Origin of the sequence: Rathayibacter sp. AY2B9, from assembly GCF_002931595.1 — a bacterium.
In the GTDB taxonomy this organism is placed as follows: domain Bacteria; phylum Actinomycetota; class Actinomycetes; order Actinomycetales; family Microbacteriaceae; genus Rathayibacter.
This window is the reverse complement of record NZ_PSUB01000007.1, coordinates 60,441-83,985: the sequence shown is the minus strand read 5'-3', so window position 1 is coordinate 83,985 and position 23,545 is coordinate 60,441. Positions and strand designations below refer to the sequence as shown.

Here is a 23,545-nt window from a genome sequence, read left to right as displayed (position 1 = left end):
CTGCCGGTACCATGGTCGCTCGTGACTCCCGAGACCTCCGCCCGGCCGCTGTCCTCCGAGCCGCTCGGAGGAGCGTCCGCCCCCGCCGCCGTCCTCTGGGACATGGACGGGACGCTCGTCGACACCGAGCCGTACTGGATGGCGTCGGAGCACGCGCTCGTCTCCTCCTTCGGCGGCGTGTGGACCCACGAGGACGCGATGGGACTCGTCGGCTCGGGCCTGCCCGCCGCCGCCCGCATCCTGCAGGGCAAGGGCGTCGACCTCTCCGTCGACGCGATCATCGACCGGATGACCGACGAGGTCGTCGACCAGCTGGCCGTGAGCATCCCGTGGCGACCGGGCGCGCTCGAGCTGCTGCACGCGGTGTCCGAGGCGGGTGTGCCGCAGGCGCTGGTCACGATGTCGATCTCGCGGATGGCCGCGGCCGTCGTGGACCGGATCCCGTTCCCCGCCTTCGCCGCCGTCGTCAGCGGCGACATGGTCGAGCGCAGCAAGCCCCACCCCGAGGCGTACCTCCTCGCCGCGAGCACCCTCGGCGTCGACATCGCCGCCTGCGTCGCGATCGAGGACTCCCTCACGGGCCTCGGCGCGGCCGTCGCCTCCGGAGCCGCGGCGATCGGCGTCCCGCACCAGCTGGAGCTCGACCCCGCCGCCCCCTACGCCCTCTGGCCCACCCTCGCGGGCCGCACCGTCGCGGACCTCGCGACGGTGTCCTCCGAGCACCGCGGCTCCGGCCCGGCCACGACCGAGACGGAGGCCCGCCGATGACCGGTGAGGCACTGCAGCATTCCGGACCCTTCCGCGCGGGGGACCGCGTCCAGCTGACGGGACCCAAGGGGCGGATGAACACCATCACGCTCGTTCCCGGCAAGGTGTTCCACACGCACCGGGGCGGCATCGAGCACGACACGGTGATCGGGCTGCCCGACGGCTCGGTGGTGACCAACACCGTCGGCGTCGAGCACCTCGCGCTGCGCCCTCTCCTCGCCGACTTCGTGATGTCGATGCCCCGCGGCGCGGCGATCGTGTACCCGAAGGACGCGGCCCAGATCCTCGCCCTCGCCGACGTCTTCCCCGGCGCCCGCGTGGTCGAGGCCGGTGTCGGCTCCGGCGCGCTCTCGCTCTGGCTGCTGCGGGCGGTGGGTCCGACCGGCCGGCTGTCGTCGTTCGAGCGGCGCGAGGAGTTCGCGGATGTCGCACGGGCGAACATCGAGACCTTCCTCGGCTACACGCCCGACAACTGGAGGGTCACCGTCGGCGACCTCGTCGAGGCGCTGCCCGGCACGGTCCCGTCCGGCGAGGCCGACCGCGTCGTGCTCGACATGCTCGCGCCCTGGGAGTGCCTCGACGTCGCCGCCGAGGCTCTCACGCCCGGGGGAGTGCTCCTCTGCTACGTGGCCACCGTCACGCAGCTCTCGCGGACGGCGGAGGCGATCCGCGCCTCGGGCCTGTTCACGAACCCGTCGTCGAACGAGACCATGGTCCGCGGCTGGCACGTCGAGGGCCTCGCGGTCCGGCCGGACCACCGGATGATCGGCCACACCGGCTTCCTCATCACCGCTCGTCGGCTCGCTCCGGACACCGTGCTCCCCGAGCTCAAGCGCCGCCCGTCGAAGACGGACTTCAGCGACGAGGACGTGGAGGCCTGGACCCCCGGCGCGCTCGGCGAGCGCGCCGTGAGCCCCAAGAGCCTGCGCAAGCGGGTCCGCGAGTCCGCCACCAGCGCCGAGCTCTCCCGGGCCCGCGGGTTCGGCGAGGAGACCGCGGAGCCCGACGACGAGGGCATCCTCTAAGCTGATCCCGGCCTCCGGGCCGTCTCCACCCCGGGCGTCACCGCTCCCCTTCTCTCGAATCGAGGACCCGTGCGCAGGACCACCGCGCTCATCGCCGGCATCGGCATCGTCGCCGCTCTCACCGGATGCACCGCGTCCTCCTCGCAGTCGGACTGCGACGCTCCGTTCTCCTCCGGCGACTCCTCGGCGGCGGTCAGCGCCACGGGCGACTTCGGAGCGAAGCCGGACGTCAGCGTCCCGACGCCGCTGAAGGCGGACGGCACGCAGGTCAGCACCCTCATCGAGGGCTCGGGCGCACCGCTCGAGAAGGGCCAGCTCGTCACCATCGACTACACCCTGGTCAACGGAGCGGACGGCACGGTCCTCGAGACCTCGCCCTACGACGGGTCGAGCACCGCCCGCTTCGGCGTCGGCGGAGCCGGGCTCGTCGGCCTGAACGAGGGCCTCCTCTGCACGCAGGTCGGCTCGCGCGTCGCCATCGCGATCGCCCCCGAGGACGGCTTCGGCCAGTCCTCGTCGCAGCTCGGCATCTCGGAGGACGACACGCTCGTGCTCGTCGCGGACGTCCGCGAGGCCTCCCTGGCCCGCGCGAACGGCGCCGCCCAGCCCGCGCCCGACGGCTTCCCGACGGTGACGCTCGGCGACGACGGACGCCCGGGGCTCGCGAAGCCCTCCGGCGACGCGCCGACCGACCTCCGCATCGCCCAGCTCAAGAAGGGCGACGGCGACGTCGTCGCCGAGGGCGACCAGGTCGTCGTGGCCTACACCGGCTGGCAGTGGAGCGACGGGAAGGTGTTCGACTCCAGCTGGGAGAAGGGCGCTCCCGCCGTCTTCACGGCCGCCGACGGCTCGACCACCCAGGGCGGAGTCATCGCCGGATTCGCCGACGCCCTCATCGGCCAGCCCGTCGGATCCCAGGTCATCGCGGTCATCCCGCCGGACCAGGGCTACGGCGACCAGGGCTCCCCCCAGGGCGGGATCCCCGGCGGCGCGACGCTGATCTTCGTCGCCGACATCCTCGGAAAGGTCTGACCGAGCCCGGCCCTAGACTGGAGGGCGTGCCTTCCGACGCCCCGTCCTCGAGCCGCGTCCCGGCCGAGGAGCGTCTGTTCAACCTCGTTCTCGCGCTCGTCGCGGCCGAGAACGGACTGACGAAGGCCGACGTCCTCTCCACGGTGCAGGGCTACCGGCAGCGGGTCGGCCGAGGCGACCGGACCTCGCTCGAGCGCCAGTTCGAGCGCGACAAGGACGACCTGCGCGAGCTGGGCATCCCGATCGAGACGGTCGACGCCCCGGGCGACCCGGGCAACACCCAGACCGTCCGGTACCGCATCGCGAAGCGCAGCTACGACCTCCCGGCCGACCTGACCTTCGATCCGGAGGAGCTCGCGCTGCTCCGCCTGGCCGGGGCGGTCTGGCGCGAGGGGACGCTCTCGGCGGAGTCGCGGCGCGCGCTGATCAAGCTGCGCTCGATCGGGGTCGAGTCCGTCGACCCCGTCATCGGCATCAGCCCCTCGATCCGGGTCCGCGAGGCCTCGTTCGAGCCGCTGAACGCCGCGCTCGACCGCGGCCAGGTCGTCCGCTTCCCCTATCTGAAGCCCGGCGGCGAGGAGCCGCGCATGCGCACCGTGCAGCCCCGCGCCCTGGTGAACCACCAGGGGCGCTGGCACCTCCACGGCTGGGACGAGGGCGCCGAGGGCACGCGGACCTTCCTCCTGTCGCGGATCGTCGGGCCGGTCGCGTCCACCGGCCGCACCGCGCCTCCCGCGGCGGGGGACCACGCGGCGACCGCTCTCGCCCAGCTCGACGAGATCCTGCAGCGCAACAGCGCGCTCCTGCGCGTCGCCCCCGACTCCGACGCCGCCCTCCGTCTCGGCGGGCGTGCCGAGGCCGAGGGCGAGGGCCAGGGCCTGCTGCGCCTGCACTACACCGACCCGGACGTGCTCGCGGACGAGCTCGCCGGTCACGGTCCCGAGGTGCGGGTGCTCGAGCCGGAGGAGCTCCGCCGACGCGTCCTCGACCGCCTCCGCCGCACCCTGGACGACCATGGAGGGGATTCTCGTGGCTAGACCCCGCTCCCTGCAGGCGCGCGACCGCCTGGCCGTCCTCCTCTCCCTCGTTCCCTACCTGCTCGACCGGGGACGCGTCTCCGTCGCCGAGGTCGCCGCGCACTTCGAGATCCCGGAGGAGGAGGTGCGCCGCGCGGTGCGACTCATCGCCGTCTCGGGCATCCCCGGCGAGACCGCGCAGTACCAGGCGAACGACCTCTTCGACATCGGCTGGGACGACTTCGAGGAGAACGACCACGTCGTCCTCACCCACCAGGTCGCGATCGACGACTCGCCGAGGTTCTCGGCGCGGGAGGCCGCCGCCCTCATCGCCGGCATGCAGTACCTCGCAGCGCTGCCCGAGAACCAGGGCAACGACCGGATCGCCTCGCTGATGGGGAAGCTCGCACGCGGCGCCTCCTCGGCCCCGAGCGCGGTCGCGGTCTCGCGCGGCACGGGCGCGGACAGCGCTGTGGCGCTCCTGCGGACAGCGATGGGCTCGGCGACGCAGGTCGCTTTCGACTACCGCAGCGCCCGCGGCGAGACCGAGTCCCGGCTCGTCGACCCCTTCGTGCTCGAATCGGTCGATCGGGACTGGTACCTGCGCGGATGGGACCACCTCCGCGAGGGCGTCAGGACGTTCCGGGTCGACAGGATGCGCTCCCTCCGCGACACGGGGACGCCGATCGTCCGGCGCCGCAACGAGGTGACCTTCTCGGAACGGCTCTTCGAGGCCTCCGCCTCCGATCTCGTCGTGGACCTGCGCGTCGCCCCCAGCGCCGTCGTGCTGCTGGGCGACTACGCGGCCGACGCCGAGTTCCCCGATCCCGTGCCGGGGGAGGAGGACCACGGTGTCCTCGTCCGTCTCCGCGTCGCCCATCTGGAGGGACTGACGCGCCTGGTGGCGTCGTTGGCGGGTCTCGTCACCGTGGTGGCACCCCCCGAGGCGCGCTCCGCGGTCGCGCACTGGGCGGCCTCCGCGCTCGCCGCGAACGAGGGGGAGCCGTCGTGACCTGGTGGTCGTGGATCCTGATCTGGCTCGGCCTCGCGCTGGGGGCTCTGACGATGCTGGTCCTCTTCGCCCTCTCCTACTGGCGCAAGGGGAAGGTGCTCCTCGGACAGCTGTCCGAGGTCACCGCGAAACTCGAGGCACTGAGTCCTGGAGTGACGGACGACCTGCCGCCCCGGCCGTCCTCGTCGCTGTTCGCCGATCGCGACGACGTGAGGCGTGCGCACGAGGGCCGGCGTGACGCACGTCGCGACAGGATCGATCTCCGCCGGTCAGAACGGGTCGAACGGGGTAAGCTCCTCGTACACCGCAACCGACAAGTGAAGTGAGTCTGCAATGTTCGCTGGCCTCCAGGGGTGGCACCTCCTCATCATCCTCGCCGTGATCCTCCTCCTGTTCGGTGCGCCCAAGCTCCCGCAGCTGGCCCGCAGTGTCGGGCAGTCGATGCGGATCTTCAAGAGCGAGGTCAAGACCATGAAGGACGAGGACGGCACCGAGCGCCGTGAGTCGACCGAGGGGACCACCGGCACCGTCGCCGGATCCACCGGCACGACCACCGGCACCGGCACCACCACGCCGCCCGAGTCCCCGCTCAAGTAATGACGTCCGTGGCACCGAAGAAGCCACGGACGAAGCGGACGAAGAACCCCGACGGGCGCATGTCGCTCGGGGCGCACCTCGTCGAGCTTCGCAACAGGCTCTTCAAGTCGGCGATCGCGATCGTCATCGCGTGCGTCGCGGGGTGGTTCGTCTCGGAGTGGGTCTTCGAGGCCCTCAAGGCTCCGATCTCCGAGGTGGCCTCCACCCAGGGCAAGGAGGCGATCCTCAACTTCCCGACGATCGCCGGTGCCTTCGACCTGCGGCTGCAGATCGCCATCACGGTGGGCATCGTCCTGGCAAGCCCGGTCTGGCTCTACCAGATCTGGGCGTTCCTCGTCCCGGGCCTGACCCGTAAGGAGATGCGGTACGGCCTCGGCTTCATCCTCACCGCCATCCCGCTGTTCTTCGCGGGCTGCGCGGCCGGCTGGTTCGTGTTCCCGCACATCGTGGAGCTCCTGACGAGCTTCACCGGCAGCAACGCGGCGAGCTTCCTCGACGCCAAGATCTACTACGAGTTCGTTCTCAAGCTCGTGCTGGTCGTCGGCATCGCCTTCGTGCTGCCCGTCTTCCTGGTGCTCCTCAACTTCCTCGGCATCCTCCCCGGCATGCTGATCCTCAAGTCGTGGCGCATCGCGATCATGGCGATCGTGCTCTTCACGGCGATCGCGACCCCCGCGGCCGACCCGATCTCGATGTTCCTCCTGGCCATCCCGATCATCTTCCTGTTCTTCCTCGCCTGCGGGATCGCGATCCTGCACGACCGGCGCGCCGCCAAGCGCCAGCTGGTGTTCGACGGCAGCCCCTCCGACCTGCCCGCGTGATCGGACCGTCTCCCGCCGAGCGGTTCGCCGCGTTCCGGACGCGCCAGGGCCACGCGAGGGTCGAGGCGTTCCGCTCGATCCTCGCGTTCGACCTCGACCCCTTCCAGTACGAGGCCTGCAGCGCTCTCGACGACGGCCACAGCGTCCTCGTCGCCGCGCCCACCGGCGCCGGCAAGACGGCGGTGGCCGAGTTCGCGATCCACCTGGCCATGCAGGACCCGACGGCCAAGGTCTTCTACACGACGCCGATGAAGGCGCTGAGCAACCAGAAGTTCCAGGAGTTCGTCGAGGACTACGGAGCCTCCGAGGTCGGCCTGCTGACCGGCGACTCCAACGTCAACGCGCGCGCCCGCATCGTCGTGATGACGACCGAGGTGCTGCGCAACATGCTGTACGCCGACTCGGACCTCCTGCGCGACCTCGCCTACGTCGTGATGGACGAGGTGCACTACCTCGCCGACCGCTTCCGCGGCGCCGTCTGGGAGGAGGTCATCATCCACCTCCCGCAGCGCGTGCGGCTGGTCTCGCTCAGCGCGACCGTGTCGAACGCCGAGGAGTTCGGCGACTGGCTCCAGACCGTCCGGGGCGAGACCGAGGTCATCGTCTCCGAGGAGCGCCCCGTCCCGCTCGACCAGCACGTCCTGGTGGGCGGCAAGCTGGTCGACCTCTTCGACTCCTCCGGACGGGCGGCGACGAACCGGGTGAACCCCGAGCTCGCCCGCATGACCCAGGGCGGCTCCCGGGTCGAGCGCGGCGGCCGAGGCGGCCGCAACGGCCGAGGCGGTCGCGGCCGCTACCCGGAGCAGCGCACCGAGGAGCTCGTGCTGCGCTCGGAGGTCGTCGAGATCCTCCGCGGCAAGAACCTCCTCCCCGCGATCTTCTTCGTCTTCAGCCGTGCGGGCTGCGACCAGGCCGTGCGCCAGGTGCTGCGGTCGGGCGTGCGCCTCACCGAGCGCCACGAGCGCGACGAGATCCGCGCGATCGTCGAGGAGCGGTGCCGGACGATCCGCGACGAGGACCTCGCGGTGCTCGGCTACTGGGAGTGGCTCGACGGACTCCAGCGGGGCGTCGCCGCGCACCACGCCGGGATGCTCCCCGCCTTCAAGGAGATCGTCGAGGAGCTGTTCCTGCGCCGGCTCGTGCGGGTGGTCTTCGCGACCGAGACGCTCGCGCTCGGCATCAACATGCCGGCCCGCACGGTCGTCCTCGAGAAGCTCGAGAAGTTCAACGGCGAGGCGCGCGTCCCGATCACACCGGGGGAGTACACCCAGCTCACCGGCCGGGCGGGCCGACGCGGCATCGACGTCGAGGGCCACTCGGTGATCCAGTGGCGCGGCGGGATGGACCCTCAGGCGGTCGCGTCCCTCGCCTCCCGGCGGACCTACCCGCTCAACTCCAGCTTCCGCCCCAGCTACAACATGGCCGCGAACCTGATCGAGCAGTTCGGGCGGGTGCGCACGCGCGAGATCCTCGAGTCGTCGTTCGCGCAGTTCCAGGCCGACCGGTCCGTCGTCGATCTCGCCCGCCGGGTCCGCCAGCAGGAGGAGTCGATGGCGGGCTACGTCACGGCGATGCAGTGCCACCTGGGCGACTTCGAGCAGTACGCGGCGATCCGCCGTGAGATCGGCGACCTCGAGCGCCGGGGCGCGGTGCGCGGCGAGTCGGCCTCCCACGCCGAGCGCGAGAAGCGCCAGGCACAGCTCACGAGCCTGCGGCGTCGGATGAAGGCGCACCCGTGCCACGCCTGCTCCGACCGCGAGCAGCACGCGCGCTGGGCCGAGCGCTGGTGGAAGCTGCGCCGCGAGACCGACGAGATCGAGCGCCAGATCCGCTCGCGCACCGGCGCCGTCGCCCGCATCTTCGACCACATCACGGACGTGCTGCTCGAGCTCGGCTACTTCCGCCGGGACGAGGTCGGCGAGCTCTCGCTGACGCCCAACGGTCGCACGCTCCGCCGGATCTACGGGGAGCGGGACCTGCTCGTCGCCGAGTGCCTCCGGAAGCAGGCGTGGACGGAGCTCGATCCGGCCGGCCTCGCGGCGATGGCGTGCTGCCTGGTCTTCGAGCCGCGACGCGAGGAGGGGACGCTCGGCGAGCAGTTCCTGCCCCGCGGCGCGTTCCCCGAGGCGCTGGAGAGGACCCAGCTTCTGTGGGCCCGGCTCGACGACGTCGAGCGGGAGCACCGCCTGCCGGGCAGCAACCCGATCTCGACGAGCCTGGCGCTGTCGATGAACATGTGGGCCAAGGGCATGCCGCTCGACATGGTGCTCCGCGAGTCCGACATGGCCGCCGGCGACTTCGTGCGCTGGGCGAAGCAGACCATCGACCTCCTCGACCAGCTCTCCGTCGTCGCCGAGGGCAAGGTCGGCCGCGCGGCCCGGACCGCCCTCGACCTGGTCCGCCGCGGCATCGTCGCGTACTCGACGGTCGCATGACGCCGATCGCTCCTCCGCCCGACGGGCGGACCGTTCCGCTGTGGGTGGCGCTGCCCCTCGCCGCCCTCGGCGGCGCCGTGCTCGACCGCGGCTTCCCCGACTCCGACGTCTGGCCGCTGGCGATCGTGGGCGCCGCGGCGATCCTGTTCGCGCTGGCGGGGCGCGGCTTCTGGAGCGGGAGCCTCGTCGGCCTCGTCGGCGGAGCGGTCTTCTGGGGCGTCCACATCGAGTGGCTGACCCTCTACCTCGGCCCGGTCCCGTGGGCGGCCCTCGCCGGCCTGCAGGCGATCTTCTTCGCGCTCTCCGCGGGGCTGATGGCGGTCGTCTCCACGCGCGGCCACCGCGTCTGGACGGGACCGCTCGGCCGGATGGTCGGCCTCCCCGCCCTCCTGGCGGCGCTCTGGATCGGGCGCGAGTCGATCACCAGCGTCTGGCCCTACGGCGGCTTCGCCTGGGGCCGCCTCGCGATCTCGCAGTCCCTCGGCCCGCTCGCCGGTCTCGCGGCGTGGATCGGCTTCGCCGGCCTCGGCTTCGTGGTGGTGTTCCTCGCGGCCGTGCTCGCGCAGGCCGTCCGCGAGATGTCCGTCCCGGCCTCCTCTCGCGTCAGCGCTCTCGCCGGCTTCGCGATCGTGGCGCTGGTGTTCCCCGCCTGGCCGGCACCCACGGAGGGCACGACCCGGATCGCCGCCGTCCAGGGCGACTCCGATGCGGGCCTGTTCTCGCAGAGCTACCGTGGGCAGATCCTCGAGGACCACACCTCGGCGACGCTGCCGATCCTCGACCAGGACGTCGACATGGTGGTGTGGCCCGAGAACGGCGTCGACATCGATCCGACCCGGAACGCCCAGTCGGCCGCCGTCCTCGACTACCTCAGCCGGACGATGGACGCGCCGTTCATCGTGGGCACGATCACGAACCCCTCGGACGACGTCTTCTACAACAGCTCGCTGCTCTGGAAGGCGGGGGAGGGGGCGACGCAGGTCTACGACAAGGTGCACCCCGTGCCGTTCGCCGAGTACATGCCGGACCGGGCGTTCTGGCGGATGTTCGCTCCGGACCTGGTCGACCTGGTGAGCCGCGACTACTCGATCGGCACCCGTCCCAACGTCTTCGACGTGAACGGCGTGCTCGCAGGCATCGCGATCTGCTTCGACATCTCGGACGACGCGCTGACGAACGCGATGGTCGACGGGGGTGCCCAGGTCATCCTCGGGCAGACCAACAACGCCGACTTCGGCCGGACCGACGAGAGCGTCCAGCAGCTCGCGATCGCTCGCCTGCGGGCCATCGAGACCGGGCGCAGCGTGGTCAACATCTCGACCGTCGGGACGAGTGCGATCATCGGGCCGGACGGCTCGACGATCGACTCCCTGACATGGTTCGAGCCGGGTGCCATGGTGGACGAGGTCCCCCTCAGCTCCACCACGACCCCGGCTCTGGTGTGGGCGCGAGACCTCGGCTGGTACTTCCTGGCCGCCGGTCTCATCGGCATGGTCTCGTTCGTCCTCAGGACGCGCGAGCCGCGACGCCGTTCCCGCTGACCGGCGCTACGCGCCGATCTTGTGCTCGCCGCGCCTGGCGCGCAGATAGGCGAGCCGCTCCTCGAGCAGCTCCTCCAGCTCCGCGCGGGTCCGACGCTCGAGCAGCATGTCCCAGTGGGTGCGCGGAGCCTTCTGCTCGCCCTTGTCCACGACGACCGGCTTCGAGTCCACCATCAGAGTGGCCTCGTGACCGCAGGAGCGGCACTCCCAGGTCTCCGGTGCTTCCGCGTCGGCCGAGAACACCATGTCGGTGTCGTGGCCGCAGTTCGCGCAGTGGTACTCGTACGTCGATCGCGGGGAGAAGACGACGCCTTCTTCGCTCTGCAGGCTCTGGGATCCGAGCCGCATTCCTCGCAAGCTTCGATCTGCCATTGTGTGGTCTCCTCTCGCTGTGCTTCCCCAGTGTCAACGTCGTACCTGGAGGTGGTCTTCCCGTCCCTGCCATTGCCAGAGAATCCTCAGGTCGGAGGCGTATTCCGCGGCTCCTGAGGGCGTGGCCGACGGGCGCTGAGGAAGGCGTCGACGGCCGCTCGGGCGAGGTCGGTGCGGTCGGTCACGAGCCCGTCGATCCCGAGCGCGAGGAGCTGCTCCATCTGCTCCGGATCGTCGATGGTCCAGAGGTGGATCTCGCAGCCGGTCACCCGCAGCCGGGCGAGGATCCGCGGCTCGGCGACGCGGAGGCCGAGCGCGCGCTCGGGCACCTGGAGCGCGTTGATGCCGCGGAGAGCGAGACGCACGGGGAGGGCGGCGCCGAGGTGGGCGGCGACCAGGGCGACGACGAAGCGGACCGCCGACGCCGAGGTCGCGGCGCCGGGAAGACGGCGGAGGGCCGCTGCTCGACGGATCTCGGAGAACGAGGTGATCAGGACGCGCTCCGCGGCGGTGGCGCCGGACACCGCCGCGACGACCGGGTCGATCGCGTCCCGCGACTTCACGTCGACATTGAAGCGCGCGCGGGGGAGTGCGGCGAGGGCCTGCTCGAGAGAGGCGAGCCGGGCGCCGCCCGCCAGTCGGAGGTCGGCGAGTTCCTCCCACCGGGTGGCGGCGACGACGTGGCGGCGGCCGGAGCGGTCGATCACCTCGGCGTCGTGGACGAGCACGGCGACCCCGTCGAGGGAGGCGCGCGCGTCCGTCTCGAGGAGGTCCGCACCCGCGGCGAGGGCGCGTTCGAAGGCGGCGAGCGTGTTGCCCTCGGCCTGCGGGCCGAACCCGCGATGCGCGATCACCCGGGGGGTCGGCCCGCTCAGGGCGAGGGGTCGCTCAGGGGTGCGCATCGCGGACCGGGTCCGCGGCTAGACGGCCGGCGGCGGGGGAGCGGGCGCCGAGCCGGGGGCTCCGTCGGTCGTCGCGGGCGCCACGGGGGCGGACGTGTCGGATCCGGGCTCGACAGGAGTGGATTCGACGGACCCGGATGCGGCAGGCGCGGACGCCGCAGGCGCCGACGGGGGTGCCGCGTCCTGCGGGCGGACCGCCGGGGCGGACTGGCCGCGCTGGCCGAGCGCGCCCCCGATGCCCTTCAGCGCCTCGGTGAGCTCGCTCGGGATGACCCAGAGCTTGTTCGCGCTGCCCTCGGCGATCTTGGGGAGCGTCTGGAGGTACTGGTAGGCGAGGAGCTCGCTGTCGGGGCGGCCCTCGTGGATGGCGTGGAAGACGGTGGTGATCGCCTTGGCCTCACCCTCGGCCCGCAGGACCGCCGCCTTCGCCTGGCCCTCCGCAGCGAGGATCGCGGCCTGGCGCTGACCCTCGGCGTTCAGGATCTGGGACTGCTTCGTGCCCTCGGCGGTGAGGATCACGGCTCGACGGTCGCGCTCGGCGCGCATCTGCTTCTCCATCGAGTCCTGGATGGAGAGGGGCGGGTCGATGGCCTTGAGCTCCACGCGTCCGACGCGGATGCCCCACTTGCCGGTGGCCTCGTCGAGGACGATGCGCAGCTGCCCGTTGATGTTGTCGCGGGAGGTCAGCGCCTCCTCGAGGTTCAGGCCGCCGACGACGTTGCGGAGCGTGGTGGTGGTCAGCTGCTCGACCGCGCCGAGGTAGTTGGCGATCTCGTAGGTCGCCGCCCGGGCGTCCGTCACCTGGAAGTAGACGACCGTGTCGATCGAGACGACGAGGTTGTCCTCCGTGATCACGGGCTGGGGCGGGAACGAGACGACCTGCTCGCGCAGATCGATCAGCGGGCGGACCCGGTCGATGAACGGCACGACGAGATTGAGGCCCGGCAGCAGGGTCTTGTGGTACTTGCCGAGGCGCTCCACGACCCCGGCGGTGGCCTGGGGGATGATGCGGACCGCTCGGAAGAGGACGACCAGGGCGAAGAGGACGACGGCGGCGACGACGACGATCGTCACGACGGAGGACGGTGTCACGGTGTGCTCCTTTCGGCGGGGACGACGACCGCGGTCGCGCCCTCGATGGCGGTGACGACGACTCTCTCGCCGACTCCGAGTGTGCGGTCCTCGACGAGCGGGGACAGGCGGACGGTCCAGGTCTCGCCGTTGGCGAGCTTGACCTGGCCGGCTCCGGGGCCGGCGAGGACGACGCTGCCGGAGAGCCCGAGGAGAGCGTCCGCTCCGCTGGGGGTGGGATCCCCGCCCCGTTTCAGCAGCCGCAGCAGCGGCGGCCGGACGGTGAACAGCAGGAGGGCGGCGAGGACGGCCGCGACGGGGACCTGGACCCAGAAGGGAGCCCCGACCAGCCCGGTCAGCAGTCCGCCGATGCTGCCGACGGCGAGCATCAGGAACGTGAACTCGAGGGTGATCATCTCGACGATCACGAAGATGAGGATCAGCGCGAGCCAGAGGATCCACGCGTACTGGGTGACAGCGTCCATGCTGTGTGCTCCTTCCCCTCGACGAGCATTCCCAGGCTATCAACGCCCCCCGGACGAGGGCTGGGAGAGGGGGTGCGCCGACGGTCTCGAGGCCCTTGGTAGACTCCTCCGTCGGGCCGTGGCCCGTCATCGTGCCCGATCCGGTCTCCGAGCCGGCGTTCTGGAGGAATACCCGTGTCCAATCCCCTCGCCCCCGGCTCCTTCGACGGCAAGCGCGCTCTCGTCACCGGGTCGTCCCGCGGCATCGGCGCCGACACGGTCCGCTACCTGGCCGAGGCCGGAGCCCGCGTCGTCGTCAACTACCGCTCGAAGGCGCCGCGCGCCGACAAGCTCGTCGCGCAGATCGTCGAGGCCGGCGGCACCGCCGTCGCCGTCGGCGCCGATCTCACCGACGCCGACTCGCGCGCCGAGCTCTTCTCCCGCATCGAGAAGGAGTACGGAGGACTGGACGTGCTCGTCCTGAACGCCTCCGGCGGCATGGAGAGCAACATGGGGGAGGACTACGCGATGGTCCTCAACCGCGACTCGCAGGTCGCCGTGCTCGACGCGGCGCTGCCGCTGCTCTCCGAGGGCTCCCGTGTCGTGTTCGTCACGAGCCACCAGGCGCACTTCATCCGGACCACGCCCACGATGCCCGAGTACGAGCCCGTCGCGCTCTCCAAGCGCGCCGGCGAGGACGCCCTGCGCGAGCGGATCGGTGAGCTCGCCGAGCGCGGGATCGAGTTCGTCGTCGTCTCGGGCGACATGATCGAGGGCACCATCACCGCGACCCTGCTGGAGCGCGCGAACCCGGGCGCGATCAGCTCGCGTCGCGAGTCGGCCGGCAAGCTCTACAACGTGCAGGAGTTCGCGGCCGAGGTCGCTCTGGCGGCCGTCGAGCCGATCCCCGCGGACAACACCCGCCTCGTCGGCGACATCTCCGACTTCGCCTGATCCTCTCCAGGGGCTGACGCCGGCGCACGGGTCTGGGCTCCTCGACGGATGGCCCCTGTGGACGGCAATGGACCGGCATCGGGGGAGTCCGATGCCGTCGTGGGCGAAGTCCGTTCGTCGGCGGACACCGGGCGGCGTGAGCATCCTTCTCGATGCAGCCGCGGTGATGGTGAACCTGCGGGAGCGCTCGCAGGACCTCAGACGCTCGTTCCGGCGGGCGCCCGAGAGGACCAGGCCGACGACGGCGTCCGCGGCACGGTGACCGTCGATCCGCGGCTGCGGCTGGTCACGCGCTTCGACACTCCGACCGAGACGTGCTGGTACGAGGACGTCGAGGCGTGGGTGGAGCATTCGCCGATCCGCTGATGACGTTCCGGACCGTCGGGCGGCCTCAGTCCCGGTCCGTCCGGCCCTTCAGCCGTTATCCGATAATGCACATTATGTCAGTTCGACCGAAGTCCCGTTCTGCAGGGATGGCGATCGGCTCCCCTCAACGCTCCTGCGACAGGACGTCATCGATCGCCGCCGCGCTCCGATGGCAGACCGGGCGCTTCGACGGTGAGGCCTCGGATCACCGCGGCGACGACCAGGCGCTGCGTGAGTTCGGCGCTGGTGTCCACGGGCCACTGGCTCACCGACCCGACGTGCGCCGCGACGACCGCCTTCGCCAGGACGGCGGACTCGACGGCGGGGACGCGGCCGTGCACGGCGGCGAGGGCGGCGAAGCGCTCGCCCAGCTCGCGCGAGACGCGGTCGTCGTCGATCATCATCCGCTCGGCGAACTCCGGGTCCGCGGCAGCGCGTGCCAGGAGCACCGACCGCAGGGAGAACCACTCGCGGCTGGACGGGAGCGCGTCGAGGAGGGAGCGTACGGCGCCGTCGAGGGTCGCCGCGCGGTGCTCCTCCTGCAGCTGGACGTCGAGGGCCTCCTGCAGGCTCCCCCACACTCTCGCGGCCTGCTCCTCGTGGAGTGCGAGGAAGAGCTGGTCGACACCGGCGAAGTTCGAGTAGAACGCGCCGCGGGTGAAGCCCGCCTGCGCGCAGATGTCCTCGACGCGCTGGCCGATGGTGCCGGTGCTCTCGAAGAGCTCGGCGGCCGCCGCGAGGAGACGTCGTCGCGTCTCGCTCCTCCGCCGGACCGGAGCCTGCTCGCCTGTGACCACGCCCCCAGCCTATTCGGATCCTTGCGCTGAATGGTACTTTTCAGTACGTTTCGTTGTCAATGCATACCGTATCGAGAACTGGAACGCCCGAACCTCGACGGCGACGGTCCCCGTGGCTGCCGACCGCGACCGTCGTGCTCATCGGGGCGGTCCTCGCCTGGCTGAACCGGGTGGAGTGGTGGGGGTGGGTCGTCGTCGCGGCGGCCGCGGTCCTGATCGCGGCCGCCGCGAGGAGCTGGCGGCACCGGCACTGGATGCTGCGTACGGCGGCCTGGATCGCGTCCGCAGGGCTCGTCGGAGCCGTCGCCCTCGCCGCGGGTCCTCTCCCGGCGACGCGGACGCTCGCCGGTCCGCACACCGCCCCGGTCACGACCCGGCAGGGCGACGTCGTCGGTGTGCACGACGCCGCGGCCGGGGTCGACGCCTTCGCGGGGATCCCCTACGCCGCTCCCCCGGTCGGCCCGCTGCGTTGGGAGGCGCCCCGCCCGGCCCCGCAGCGGTCGGCGACCCTCGTGGCCGACGACTTCGGCCCCTCCGCCGTTCAGCCGGAGCCGACGTTTTTCTCCCGAGCGGCGACCCGCGTGCTCGACCTGCCGCTGGAGGAGACGCTCCTCAGCGGGTACGCGACGGACGAGGACAGCCTCCGCCTGAACATCTGGACGCCGGTCGGCGGGGCGGGCGACTCCAGCCCGGTCCTCGTCTACCTCCACGGCGGCGCGTTCGTCTCGGGGTCCGGCGCCCTCCCCGCCTACGACGGCGCGGCGCTCGCCTCCCGGGGCGCGGTGGTCGTCACCGTCGCCTACCGTCTGGGCGTCCTCGGTTTCCTCGCCGGTGATGTGCTCGGCGGCGGCACCCCGGGGAATCAGGGACTGCTCGACCAGGTCGCCGCTCTGCAGTGGGTGCAGGACAACATCGCCGCTTTCGGCGGGGACCCGGGGCGGGTGACGGTCGCCGGCCAGTCCGCAGGCTCCGGCAGCGCCTGCATCCTCGGGGCCTCGCCCCTCGCGGCCGGCCTCCTCCACGGGATCATCGGGGAGAGCGGAGGATGCCTGGGGTCGGCGGGAGACCGCGAGGCCGGCGACCTCTACGACGACGCCGCCACCGCACGGGAGGCGGCTGCGCGCCTGAGCGAGGCGCTCGGCGGGGCGAGCCTCGCCGAGATGAGGGCCCTGCCGGCCGAGCGCATCGTCACGGCCGCCGCTGGCCTCTCGCAGCACTGGTGGCCCTCGATCGACGGTGTCGTCCTCCCCGACACGCCGCTCGCCGTCTACGAGGCCGGTCGGCAGAACGACGTCCCCCTCCTGCTCGGCAGCAACTCCGACGAGACCTCGCTCGATCTGCTGGGAGGCGTCGACCCGGATCCGAACGCCTACGAGCAGGAGGTGCGCCGGGAGCACGGAGACGACGCAGACCGATTCCTCGCGCTGTACCCGGGTGCCGTCGAGGACCAGGTCGTCGACTCCCGGCTGCGCGCCGGCAGCGACCGGACGATGACCGCCCCGATGCGGCTCTGGGCGCTGACGGCCGCCCGGACCGGGCGGGCGGGCGTCCACGCCTACATCTTCACGCGCACTCCCCCGGAGAGAGGACTCGAGCGGTTCGGCGCGTACCACGGCGCCGAGGTGATGTACGCGTACGGGAACCTCGGGGCGGACGGCGACGCCGACTACACGGACGTCGACCGCCGGCTCGAGCAGGAGATGACTGCGCGCTGGCTCGCATTCGTCTCCCACGGCGATCCGGACGCCGCCGGCCGCGAGCGGTGGCCGGCCGTCCAGGAGGATCCGGACAGCGTGCTCGAGTTCGGCGACGTCGTCCGGGTCGCCGAGCGCCCGTCCCCCGACGCGGTCGACTTCTGGCTCGAGGGGACGGGCTGACGCGGGGGCGCTCCTCGCGGCGGAACCTCCGGACAGCGGGGAGCCTCCGCTCAGAGCTGCCCGACGAGGTGCGCCTGCCGACCGTCGCGCGCGAAGACCGGGATGACGGCCAGGGGCGCGTCGGCGACGATCCACTGCCCGCCCTCGTGCTCGGCGCCCGTCGAGAGCTCCGTCCACCGCGCCCCGGCGGGCAGGTAGACCCGTCGGGAGACGGCTCCGGCGTGCGTGACCGGAGCCACCAGCAGGTCCGATCCGAAGAGGTACTGGTCGGCCAGATCCCAGGCCTCCGGGTCCCCCGGGAACTCGTGGAACACCGCGCGCAGCACGGGCTGGCCCAGCTCGTGCGCCTCCCGCATCGCCTCGCGCGTGTACGGGCGCAGGGTCTCGCGCAGATGCAGCAGGCGGGTGAGGATCGGCGTCGCCTCCTCGCCGAAGCTCCACACCTCGTTCGCGGCTCCGGTCGCGGCGCGGCGGCTCCCGTCGGCGGCCGTGACCGGGGCCGACGGCGCGCGGTCGCCGTGCAAGCGCATCACGGGGCTGAACGCGCCGAACTGGAACCAGCGCACGAGGAGCTCACGGAACTCCGGATCCGACGGGTCTCCCCCGGCGAATCCTCCGATGTCGGTCGTGAACCACGGGATCCCCGCGACGCCCATGTGGATGCCGGCCGTGATCTGGTGGCGCAGGTCCGCGAAGGTCGAGTGGATGTCGCCCGACCACACGAGCGCGCCGTAGCGCTGACTGCCCGCCCACGCGGTGCGGACGAGGTTGACGATCGCGGCCTCCCCGCCCTCGCTCTGCCCCTCGAAGAAGCCGCGGGAGAACGCCTGCGGGTAGAGGTTGCCGACCTGGACGGCGGGACCGGCGGCGTAGCGGTAGTTGTCGAAGTCGTAGACGCCGTACTCGGGCTCGGCCTCGTCGAGCCAGAAGAGCCGGATCCCGTGCTCGCCGTAGTTGCGCCGGCACGCCTCCCAGACGAACCTCCGGGCGGCGGGGCTCGTCGCGTCGTAGAACGCGCTCGGACCCTCGAACTGCATGTGCAGGTCCAGGCCCCGCTCGGCCTTGACGAGGAGGTTCCCCTTCTTCATCGCGATGTAGTTCTCGGACTCGACCGACACCTGCGGCCAGACCGAGACCATCAGCTCGATCCCGAGCTCGCGCAGCTCGGCGACCATGGCGGACGGATCCGGCCAGAACTCCTCCTCGAAGCGGAAGTCGCCCATGTGCGGCCAGTGGAAGAAGTCGGCCACGATCACGTCCATCGGCAGGCCGCGGCGCCGGTGCTCGCGGGCGACCTCGAGCAGCTGCTCCTGGTTCCAGTAGCGCAGCTTGCACTGCCAGAAGCCGAGGCCGTGCTCGGGCATCATCGGGACGTGCCCGGTCGCGTCGGCGTAGGCCCGGGTTATGTCGGCCGGGGTCTCCCCCGCGGTCACCCAGTAGTCGAGCTGCTGGGAGGACTCGGCGGACCACTCCGTGCGGTTGGCCGCGAAGGTCGCGCGGCCGATCGCGGGGTTGTGCCAGAGGAACCCGTAGCCGCGGCTCGACAGCACGAACGGGACGCTCGACTGGGAGTTGCGGTGCGCGAGCTCGAGCGTGCAGCCCTTCAGATCGAGGATGTCCTGCTGGTACTGCCCCATCCCGTACAGCTTCTCGTCGGGGGACGTCTCGAACAGCGCGGTCAGCCGGAAGTCGCCGCCCAGGTGCGGACGCTGCTCGCGGGCGCGCAGCTTGAGCGCTCCCCCGCTCCCGAGCTCCCGGAAGAGCAGCTCCCCCCGACGGTCGTAGAAGGAGAGGGAGCAGGAGAGCTCGTGGTAGCCGGTCTGGTACCCGTAGCCCTCCTGCTGCTCGAGGACGACGGTGATGCCGCCGGCGCGCAGCGTCGCCCGCGGTCCCTCGATCGAGACCTCCGGCGCGTGGCGCTCGGTGGCGATCAGCGCCCAGTCGGTGTCGAGGACCTCCCCGGACCGGCGGGCGCGGACCCGGACGCTGTCCCTCCCCCACGGCTCGACGACGACGGTCTCGCCGTCGCCGCGCCAGACGAGGCGGTCCCCCTCGAGCGCGAACGCGTCGGTGTCCATGTGCTCCTGCTTCCTCGAGTCGGGCACGGCGCTCAGTCCTTGACCGCGCCGGCGGTGACCCCGGCGGCGACGTAGCGCTGGGCCACGATCAGCAGCACGGCGGCCGGGATGGAGGCGATCACGGCGGTCGCCATGATCCCGTTCCAGTTGGTGGTGGTCGATCCGATGTAGCGGTAGAGGCCGAGGGTGAACGGCACGATGCTGTTGCCCGAGGTGAGCGAGTTCGCGTTGAGGAAGTCGGCCCAGGCGAACAGGAACGAGAACAGGCCCGCGGTCACGATCGAGTTCCGGCTCAGCGGGATGACGATCGAGACGAAGGAGCGCCAGTTGCTCGCACCGTCGATCCGCGCGGCCTCGATCAGCTCGTCGGGGATGCCGAGCATGAAGGCCCGGAGAATGATCACCGCGAACGGCACGGAGGCGGTCGCGTCGGCGAGGATCAGGCCCGGATAGGTGTTGAGCAGCCCCAGCGCGTTGTAGATCGCGAACAGCGCGGTGACCAGGACGATCCCGGGGATCATCTGGGCGAGGAGGAACACGAACATCACGACGCCGGTCCCCCGCACCCGGAACTTCGCCATCGCGAAAGCGGCGGGCAGGGCGATCGCCAGCGTCAGGATCACGCAGCCGATCGAGATCACGAGGCTCGTGATGAGGTTCGGCAGCTGCGTCGAGAACGCCTGCACGTACCCGTCGAGGGTCGGGTCGCCGGGGAACAGGCTCGGCGGGGTCTGGATCAGGTTCTGCGGCTTGGTCAGCGAGACGTTGACCATCCAGTAGAGCGGGAAGAGGAGGAAGCCGCAGAGCACGATCGCGATGACCACGTCGATCCCGCGGCGCAGCCCTGTGGTGTGCCGGTTCATCCGAGGTCCTCCTTGCGCTGGGCGCGGATGTAGATCACGCCGAAGACGAGGGCGACGATCACGAGGATCTGGCCGGCCGCCGCACCGACTCCGAACTGCAGGTCGGTGAAGGACTGCTCGTAGGCCCAGGTCGCGAGGGTGTGCGAGCTGTTGGCCGGGCCTCCCTTGGTGAGGATCCAGATGACGTCGAACACCTTGATCGTGTAGACGAGGCCGAGGAGGAGCGTGACGGAGGTCACCGGTCGCAGCAGCGGCCAGGTGATGCTCCAGAAGGACCGCCAGCGCGAGGCGCCGTCCAGTGCCGCGGCCTCGTAGAGGCTCTCGGGGATGCCCTGCAGGCCTCCGTGCAGCAGCACCATGTTGAACGGGATGCCCAGCCAGATGTTGGCGATGATGACCGCCCACAGCGAGACGGACGGATCGGTCAGCCAGCCGACCGGCGTGCCGATCGCGGCGTTCAGGATGCCGAACTGCTGGTCGAAGATCCAGCGCCAGGCCGTCGCCGAGACGATCAGCGGCAGGAGCCACGGCAGCAGGATGAGGGAGCGGAACGTCGCCGAGAGCGGGAACCGGCGGCTGAAGAACAGCGCCAGGGCCATGCCGATCGTGAACTGGCCCACCAGCGAGACCACGGTGAAGACCACGGTGTGCCAGGCGATGCTCGCGAAGATCGGATCGGTGACGACCGTGACGTAGTTGTCGAAGCCGACGAAGGGCGCGATCCCGGTCACGAAGGACGACGGTCCGAAGTCCTGGAGGCTGAGGACGACGCCGCGGATGATCGGGTAGACGAAGAAGACGGCGAGGAAGATCACCACGGGCGCCATGAAGGCGGCGGCGGCGAGGCGGAGGTGGGAGCGGGGTCGGCGGCGGGCGGGCGGCCTGGTGGCCGCCCCGCCCGCGACCGGCGCCGTGAGCACGGCGGGGTCGGTCATGCGGCCGCTACTTCAGGCTCGCCGCGGCGTCGTCGAGGGCCGCCTGCGGCGTCTTCGAGCCGGTCAGCGACTCCTGGATCGCGGTCCAGAGCGCCTTCGAGGTGTCCGGGTAGGCGACGCCGAGGTCGCTGGTGCGTCCCTGCGCGACCGAGATGGCCTCGACCCACGGCTGGAGCGCGGGGTCCTCGGTCGCCTGCTCGGCGGCCGCGTCGGCGTACGGCATGATGTACGACTGGCCGGCCGCCCAGGCCTTCAGGCTGTCGGGCTGGATGACGCACTGCGCGAACTCCGTGGCGAGGGTCTGCTTCGCGGCGTCGGAGGCGACCACCTCGACGAACTCGCCGCCGAGCGGGCTCGGTGCCGCTCCCCCGTCCTTCGCCGGGATCGGCACGACGCCGTAGTCGATGCCCGCCTCGTCGAGGGCGGAGAGCTGCCAGGTGCCGTTGACCATCATCCCGAGCTTGCCCGCGAGGAACTGGTCGCGGACGTCCTGCTGGTTGGCGTTGACGTTCGCCTGCGAGGCCGAGCCGCTCTTCACCAGGTCGGTCCAGAGCGCGAGCGCCGAGACGGCGTCGTCGGAGGAGATGTCCTCGAGGGTCGCACCGGAGCCCCAGAAGAAGGGCAGGAACTGGAAGGTGCCCTCCTCGGTGCCGATCGCGGAGAAGCCGAGCCCGGTGACGTCGCCCGCGGTGAGGGCCTTCGCGGCGGTGGTCAGCTCGTCCCAGGTCGTCGGCGGAGTGACGCCGGCTGCCTCGAAGAGCGCCTTGTTGTAGAAGAGCGCGAGGGTGTTCGAGCCGATCGACGAGCCGTAGGTCTTCCCGTCCAGCTGGCCGGCGGCGAGCACGTTCGGGAGGACGTCGCTGGTGTCGAGCCCGGAGGCGGCGTTGTCGACGAGCAGGCCGGTGTCGGCGAACTTCGCGACGTTGGGGTTGTCGAGGACGACCAGGTTCGGCGTGGTCTTCGACGCGGCCGACTGCAGGAGCTTGGTGGTGAGGTCGGGGTCGGAGGTGCGCTCGAGGGTGATCCCGGTCGAGGCCTCGCAGCCGGCCAGGAGCTGGCCGTAGGGGGAGGACGCGTCGTACTGGGTGAAGCTGTCCCAGAGAGTGAGCGACTTCGACGAGTCGTCGCCCGCTCCCTGTGCGCTGCACGCGCTGAGGGCGACTCCGGCGATGAGGACGAGGGAGGCGGCGCCTGCGGCCCGTCGGATGCTGTTCTTCACGGTATTCCTCTCTGAATACGGTCGGGACGAGCGGAGCGCTCGCGCCGGGAAGACCCTCCGGGGGCGCCCGCTGAGGCGGTCCGTCCGGAAGTCGTGGCGAGCCTAACCGAGTCGGAGAACCGGTTCAATAGATTTCGGAGAACCGGTTCACCGATCGCCCGGGGAACGCCCCGGGCGACCCGGTCGACGTCAGCCGCGCGCCCGCCGCCACGAGGGGACGACGCCCCGGCTGGTGCCCGGCGAGAAGGGCGCGGTGGTGCCGAGGTCCACGACCACCGCGGGCAGCAGCTCCGTCACTCCCGGAGTCGCGGTGCCGGCGAGCTCGTCGAGCACCAGGTCGACCGCCCGCGAGACCATCTCGTCGCCGGGCAGGTCCACCACGGTGACCGGCTGGTCGGCGTGCCGCATCACCGCCTCCGGGGCGATGGTCATGATCGAGCAGTCCTCCGGGACGCGCAGGCCCAGGCCACTGAGGCGCTGCAGGAACGGCTCGAGCACGCCCGGCCCGTGAGTGACCACGGCGCTCAGGCCGGGGAGCTGCTCCTGCGCCTGCTCGAACCAGTCGTCGACGTCGTCGGTGCTGGGGATGACGGCGCCTCGCACGCCGCGCAGGCGGCACTGGTCGAGGAAGCCCTCGCGGAACCGCAGGGCGAAGGCGTAGCCGCTCTCGTAGGCGTCGGGGCCCATCCCGAGGACCGCGATCTCGACGTGCCCGAGGTCGGCGAGGTGGTCGACGGCGACCCGCGCCGCGCCGTCGAAGTCGAGGTCGATCGCGCTGAACGGGCTGCCCTCGCCCGGGTAGCCGACCAGCGCGGTCGGCAGGCCGATGCTCGCGAGGACCGGCAGCCGGGGGTCGTCCCGGCGGATGTCCATCACGACGAGCGCATCGGCGAGGACGTCGCGCGCCAGCTCCCCCTCGCCCGTGCCCATCATCAGCAGGTCGAAGCCGCGGGCGCGGGCCGCGTACATCGCCGCCCGCACGAAGCGCATGAAGACGTCGACGTCGGTCTGCCGCGACTCCGGATCGACGGAGGCGAAGAAGCCGAGGATGTTCGTGCGCCGCAGCGCCAGGGCCCGCGCCATCGGGTCGGGCCGGTAGCCGAGCCGCTCCACGCTCGCGAGCACGCGCAGGCGGGTCGCCTCCGGGAGCTTCTTGTTGCCGGAGAGCACGTAGGACACCGTGCTGCGGGCCACCCCCGCATCGGCCGCGACGTCGCGAATGGTCACCATGGGCTCAGCGTAGTGAGGGCGCGGCGACGTGAGGGCCCGCCGGCGACCCCCTCGACCGGTGGGCAGCAGCGTGCATACCAGGGCGGTCCGGCCGTCCCGCCGTGGGTGGAGAGCCGTCCGCCGCGAGCCGCGCGACGGCGCCGACGGACGCAGGCCGCGGACGAGCAGTC

The 23,545-nt window shown here is 71.6% G+C and carries 22 protein-coding genes; 12 read left to right on the top strand and 10 right to left on the bottom strand.

Going from position 1 to position 23,545, the window contains the following annotated elements; all coding sequences use genetic code 11:
* Positions 1 to 21: 21 nt before the first annotated feature.
* From C5C25_RS08565 to lnt, 10 genes are all read left to right on the top strand, one after another.
* Complete coding sequence (locus tag C5C25_RS08565) at positions 22 to 768, top strand: HAD family phosphatase (protein ID WP_258059822.1); 747 nt, start codon at positions 22 to 24, stop codon at positions 766 to 768.
* The gene (locus tag C5C25_RS08560; protein WP_104250346.1) at positions 765 to 1,793 is read left to right on the top strand and encodes a tRNA (adenine-N1)-methyltransferase; all 1,029 of its coding nucleotides are present in this window, start codon (positions 765 to 767) and stop codon (positions 1,791 to 1,793) included. The genes C5C25_RS08565 and C5C25_RS08560 overlap by 4 nt, the downstream gene beginning before the upstream one ends.
* A 69-nt stretch (positions 1,794 to 1,862) precedes the next feature.
* Positions 1,863 to 2,825, top strand: coding sequence for an FKBP-type peptidyl-prolyl cis-trans isomerase (locus C5C25_RS08555; RefSeq protein WP_104250345.1), 963 nt, complete (start codon positions 1,863 to 1,865; stop codon positions 2,823 to 2,825).
* Positions 2,826 to 2,851: 26 nt separating this feature from the next.
* Positions 2,852 to 3,862 (top strand): YafY family protein, encoded by a 1,011-nt coding sequence (locus C5C25_RS08550; protein ID WP_104250344.1) that lies wholly within the window; start codon positions 2,852 to 2,854, stop codon positions 3,860 to 3,862.
* Complete coding sequence (locus C5C25_RS08545) at positions 3,855 to 4,853, top strand: YafY family protein (RefSeq protein ID WP_258069375.1); 999 nt, start codon at positions 3,855 to 3,857, stop codon at positions 4,851 to 4,853. Before C5C25_RS08550 ends, C5C25_RS08545 begins: the two co-directional genes overlap by 8 nt.
* Positions 4,850 to 5,179 (top strand): hypothetical protein, encoded by a 330-nt coding sequence (locus C5C25_RS08540; RefSeq protein WP_104250342.1) that lies wholly within the window; start codon positions 4,850 to 4,852, stop codon positions 5,177 to 5,179. Before C5C25_RS08545 ends, C5C25_RS08540 begins: the two co-directional genes overlap by 4 nt.
* A 7-nt stretch (positions 5,180 to 5,186) precedes the next feature.
* Positions 5,187 to 5,450, top strand: coding sequence for a Sec-independent protein translocase subunit TatA (gene tatA, locus C5C25_RS08535; RefSeq protein WP_104222022.1), 264 nt, complete (start codon positions 5,187 to 5,189; stop codon positions 5,448 to 5,450).
* Positions 5,451 to 5,458: 8 nt separating this feature from the next.
* The gene (gene tatC, locus C5C25_RS08530; RefSeq protein ID WP_374953280.1) at positions 5,459 to 6,271 is read left to right on the top strand and encodes a twin-arginine translocase subunit TatC; all 813 of its coding nucleotides are present in this window, start codon (positions 5,459 to 5,461) and stop codon (positions 6,269 to 6,271) included.
* On the top strand, positions 6,268 to 8,706 hold the full coding sequence (locus C5C25_RS08525) for an RNA helicase (protein ID WP_104250341.1): 2,439 nt from the start codon (positions 6,268 to 6,270) through the stop codon (positions 8,704 to 8,706). The genes tatC and C5C25_RS08525 overlap by 4 nt, the downstream gene beginning before the upstream one ends.
* Positions 8,703 to 10,247, top strand: coding sequence for an apolipoprotein N-acyltransferase (lnt, locus tag C5C25_RS08520; protein ID WP_104250340.1), 1,545 nt, complete (start codon positions 8,703 to 8,705; stop codon positions 10,245 to 10,247). The genes C5C25_RS08525 and lnt overlap by 4 nt, the downstream gene beginning before the upstream one ends.
* Before the next feature lie 6 nt (positions 10,248 to 10,253).
* Here the strand turns inward: lnt and C5C25_RS08515 are convergent, their stop codons facing one another.
* From C5C25_RS08515 to C5C25_RS08500, 4 genes are all read right to left on the bottom strand, one after another.
* Entirely contained in the window at positions 10,254 to 10,619 is a 366-nt protein-coding gene (locus C5C25_RS08515) for an RNA polymerase-binding protein RbpA (RefSeq protein WP_068207052.1), read from the bottom strand.
* Positions 10,620 to 10,705: 86 nt separating this feature from the next.
* The gene (locus C5C25_RS08510; RefSeq protein WP_104250339.1) at positions 10,706 to 11,521 is read right to left on the bottom strand and encodes a glycerophosphodiester phosphodiesterase family protein; all 816 of its coding nucleotides are present in this window, start codon (positions 11,519 to 11,521) and stop codon (positions 10,706 to 10,708) included.
* Between the two features lie 18 nt (positions 11,522 to 11,539).
* Complete coding sequence (locus tag C5C25_RS08505; RefSeq protein ID WP_374955569.1) at positions 11,540 to 12,595, bottom strand: SPFH domain-containing protein; 1,056 nt, start codon at positions 12,593 to 12,595, stop codon at positions 11,540 to 11,542.
* A 14-nt stretch (positions 12,596 to 12,609) separates the two neighbouring features.
* The gene (locus C5C25_RS08500; protein ID WP_104222034.1) at positions 12,610 to 13,077 is read right to left on the bottom strand and encodes an NfeD family protein; all 468 of its coding nucleotides are present in this window, start codon (positions 13,075 to 13,077) and stop codon (positions 12,610 to 12,612) included.
* 174 nt (positions 13,078 to 13,251) lie between these two features.
* Here C5C25_RS08500 and C5C25_RS08495 point away from each other — a divergent pair, with 174 nt between their 5' ends.
* On the top strand, positions 13,252 to 14,010 hold the full coding sequence (locus C5C25_RS08495; RefSeq protein ID WP_104250337.1) for an SDR family oxidoreductase: 759 nt from the start codon (positions 13,252 to 13,254) through the stop codon (positions 14,008 to 14,010).
* A gap of 512 nt (positions 14,011 to 14,522) precedes the next feature.
* Here the strand turns inward: C5C25_RS08495 and C5C25_RS08490 are convergent.
* Positions 14,523 to 15,173 (bottom strand): TetR/AcrR family transcriptional regulator, encoded by a 651-nt coding sequence (locus C5C25_RS08490; protein WP_104250336.1) that lies wholly within the window; start codon positions 15,171 to 15,173, stop codon positions 14,523 to 14,525.
* 134 nt (positions 15,174 to 15,307) lie between these two features.
* Here C5C25_RS08490 and C5C25_RS08485 point away from each other — a divergent pair, with 134 nt between their 5' ends.
* Positions 15,308 to 17,050 (top strand): carboxylesterase/lipase family protein, encoded by a 1,743-nt coding sequence (locus tag C5C25_RS08485; RefSeq protein ID WP_219814397.1) that lies wholly within the window; start codon positions 15,308 to 15,310, stop codon positions 17,048 to 17,050.
* A 50-nt stretch (positions 17,051 to 17,100) separates the two neighbouring features.
* Here the strand turns inward: C5C25_RS08485 and C5C25_RS08480 are convergent, their stop codons facing one another.
* The 5 genes from C5C25_RS08480 to C5C25_RS08460 all read right to left on the bottom strand — a co-directional run bounded on the left by C5C25_RS08480 (position 17,101) and on the right by C5C25_RS08460 (position 23,375).
* On the bottom strand, positions 17,101 to 19,128 hold the full coding sequence (locus C5C25_RS08480; RefSeq protein WP_104250334.1) for a TIM-barrel domain-containing protein: 2,028 nt from the start codon (positions 19,126 to 19,128) through the stop codon (positions 17,101 to 17,103).
* A gap of 32 nt (positions 19,129 to 19,160) precedes the next feature.
* Positions 19,161 to 19,991, bottom strand: coding sequence for a carbohydrate ABC transporter permease (locus tag C5C25_RS08475; protein WP_104222044.1), 831 nt, complete (start codon positions 19,989 to 19,991; stop codon positions 19,161 to 19,163).
* Positions 19,988 to 20,926, bottom strand: a complete 939-nt coding sequence (locus C5C25_RS08470) for a carbohydrate ABC transporter permease (RefSeq protein ID WP_104225253.1) — start codon at positions 20,924 to 20,926, stop codon at positions 19,988 to 19,990. The genes C5C25_RS08475 and C5C25_RS08470 overlap by 4 nt, the downstream gene beginning before the upstream one ends.
* A 7-nt stretch (positions 20,927 to 20,933) precedes the next feature.
* A complete protein-coding gene (locus C5C25_RS08465; protein ID WP_104222048.1) occupies positions 20,934 to 22,145 on the bottom strand; it encodes an extracellular solute-binding protein in 1,212 nt (403 codons plus the stop codon).
* 189 nt (positions 22,146 to 22,334) lie between these two features.
* Positions 22,335 to 23,375 carry a LacI family DNA-binding transcriptional regulator gene (locus C5C25_RS08460; RefSeq protein WP_104222050.1) on the bottom strand — a complete coding sequence of 347 codons (1,041 nt, stop codon included), beginning with the start codon at positions 23,373 to 23,375 and terminating at the stop codon, positions 22,335 to 22,337.
* Positions 23,376 to 23,545: the final 170 nt, after the last annotated feature.

Bases quoted from the DNA above. Each gene is read 5' to 3' on its own strand.
- C5C25_RS08560 (WP_104250346.1), top strand. From the start codon at position 765: ATGACCGGTGAGGCACTGCAGCATTCCGGACCCTTCCGCGCGGGGGAC.
- tatA (WP_104222022.1), top strand. From the start codon at position 5,187: ATGTTCGCTGGCCTCCAGGGGTGGCACCTCCTCATCATCCTCGCCGTG.
- lnt (WP_104250340.1), top strand. From the start codon at position 8,703: ATGACGCCGATCGCTCCTCCGCCCGACGGGCGGACCGTTCCGCTGTGG.
- C5C25_RS08515 (WP_068207052.1), bottom strand. From the start codon at position 10,619: ATGGCAGATCGAAGCTTGCGAGGAATGCGGCTCGGATCCCAGAGCCTG.
- C5C25_RS08510 (WP_104250339.1), bottom strand. From the start codon at position 11,521: ATGCGCACCCCTGAGCGACCCCTCGCCCTGAGCGGGCCGACCCCCCGG.
- C5C25_RS08500 (WP_104222034.1), bottom strand. From the start codon at position 13,077: ATGGACGCTGTCACCCAGTACGCGTGGATCCTCTGGCTCGCGCTGATC.
- C5C25_RS08480 (WP_104250334.1), bottom strand. From the start codon at position 19,128: ATGGACACCGACGCGTTCGCGCTCGAGGGGGACCGCCTCGTCTGGCGC.
- C5C25_RS08475 (WP_104222044.1), bottom strand. From the start codon at position 19,991: ATGAACCGGCACACCACAGGGCTGCGCCGCGGGATCGACGTGGTCATC.
- C5C25_RS08470 (WP_104225253.1), bottom strand. From the start codon at position 20,926: ATGACCGACCCCGCCGTGCTCACGGCGCCGGTCGCGGGCGGGGCGGCC.
- C5C25_RS08460 (WP_104222050.1), bottom strand. From the start codon at position 23,375: ATGGTGACCATTCGCGACGTCGCGGCCGATGCGGGGGTGGCCCGCAGC.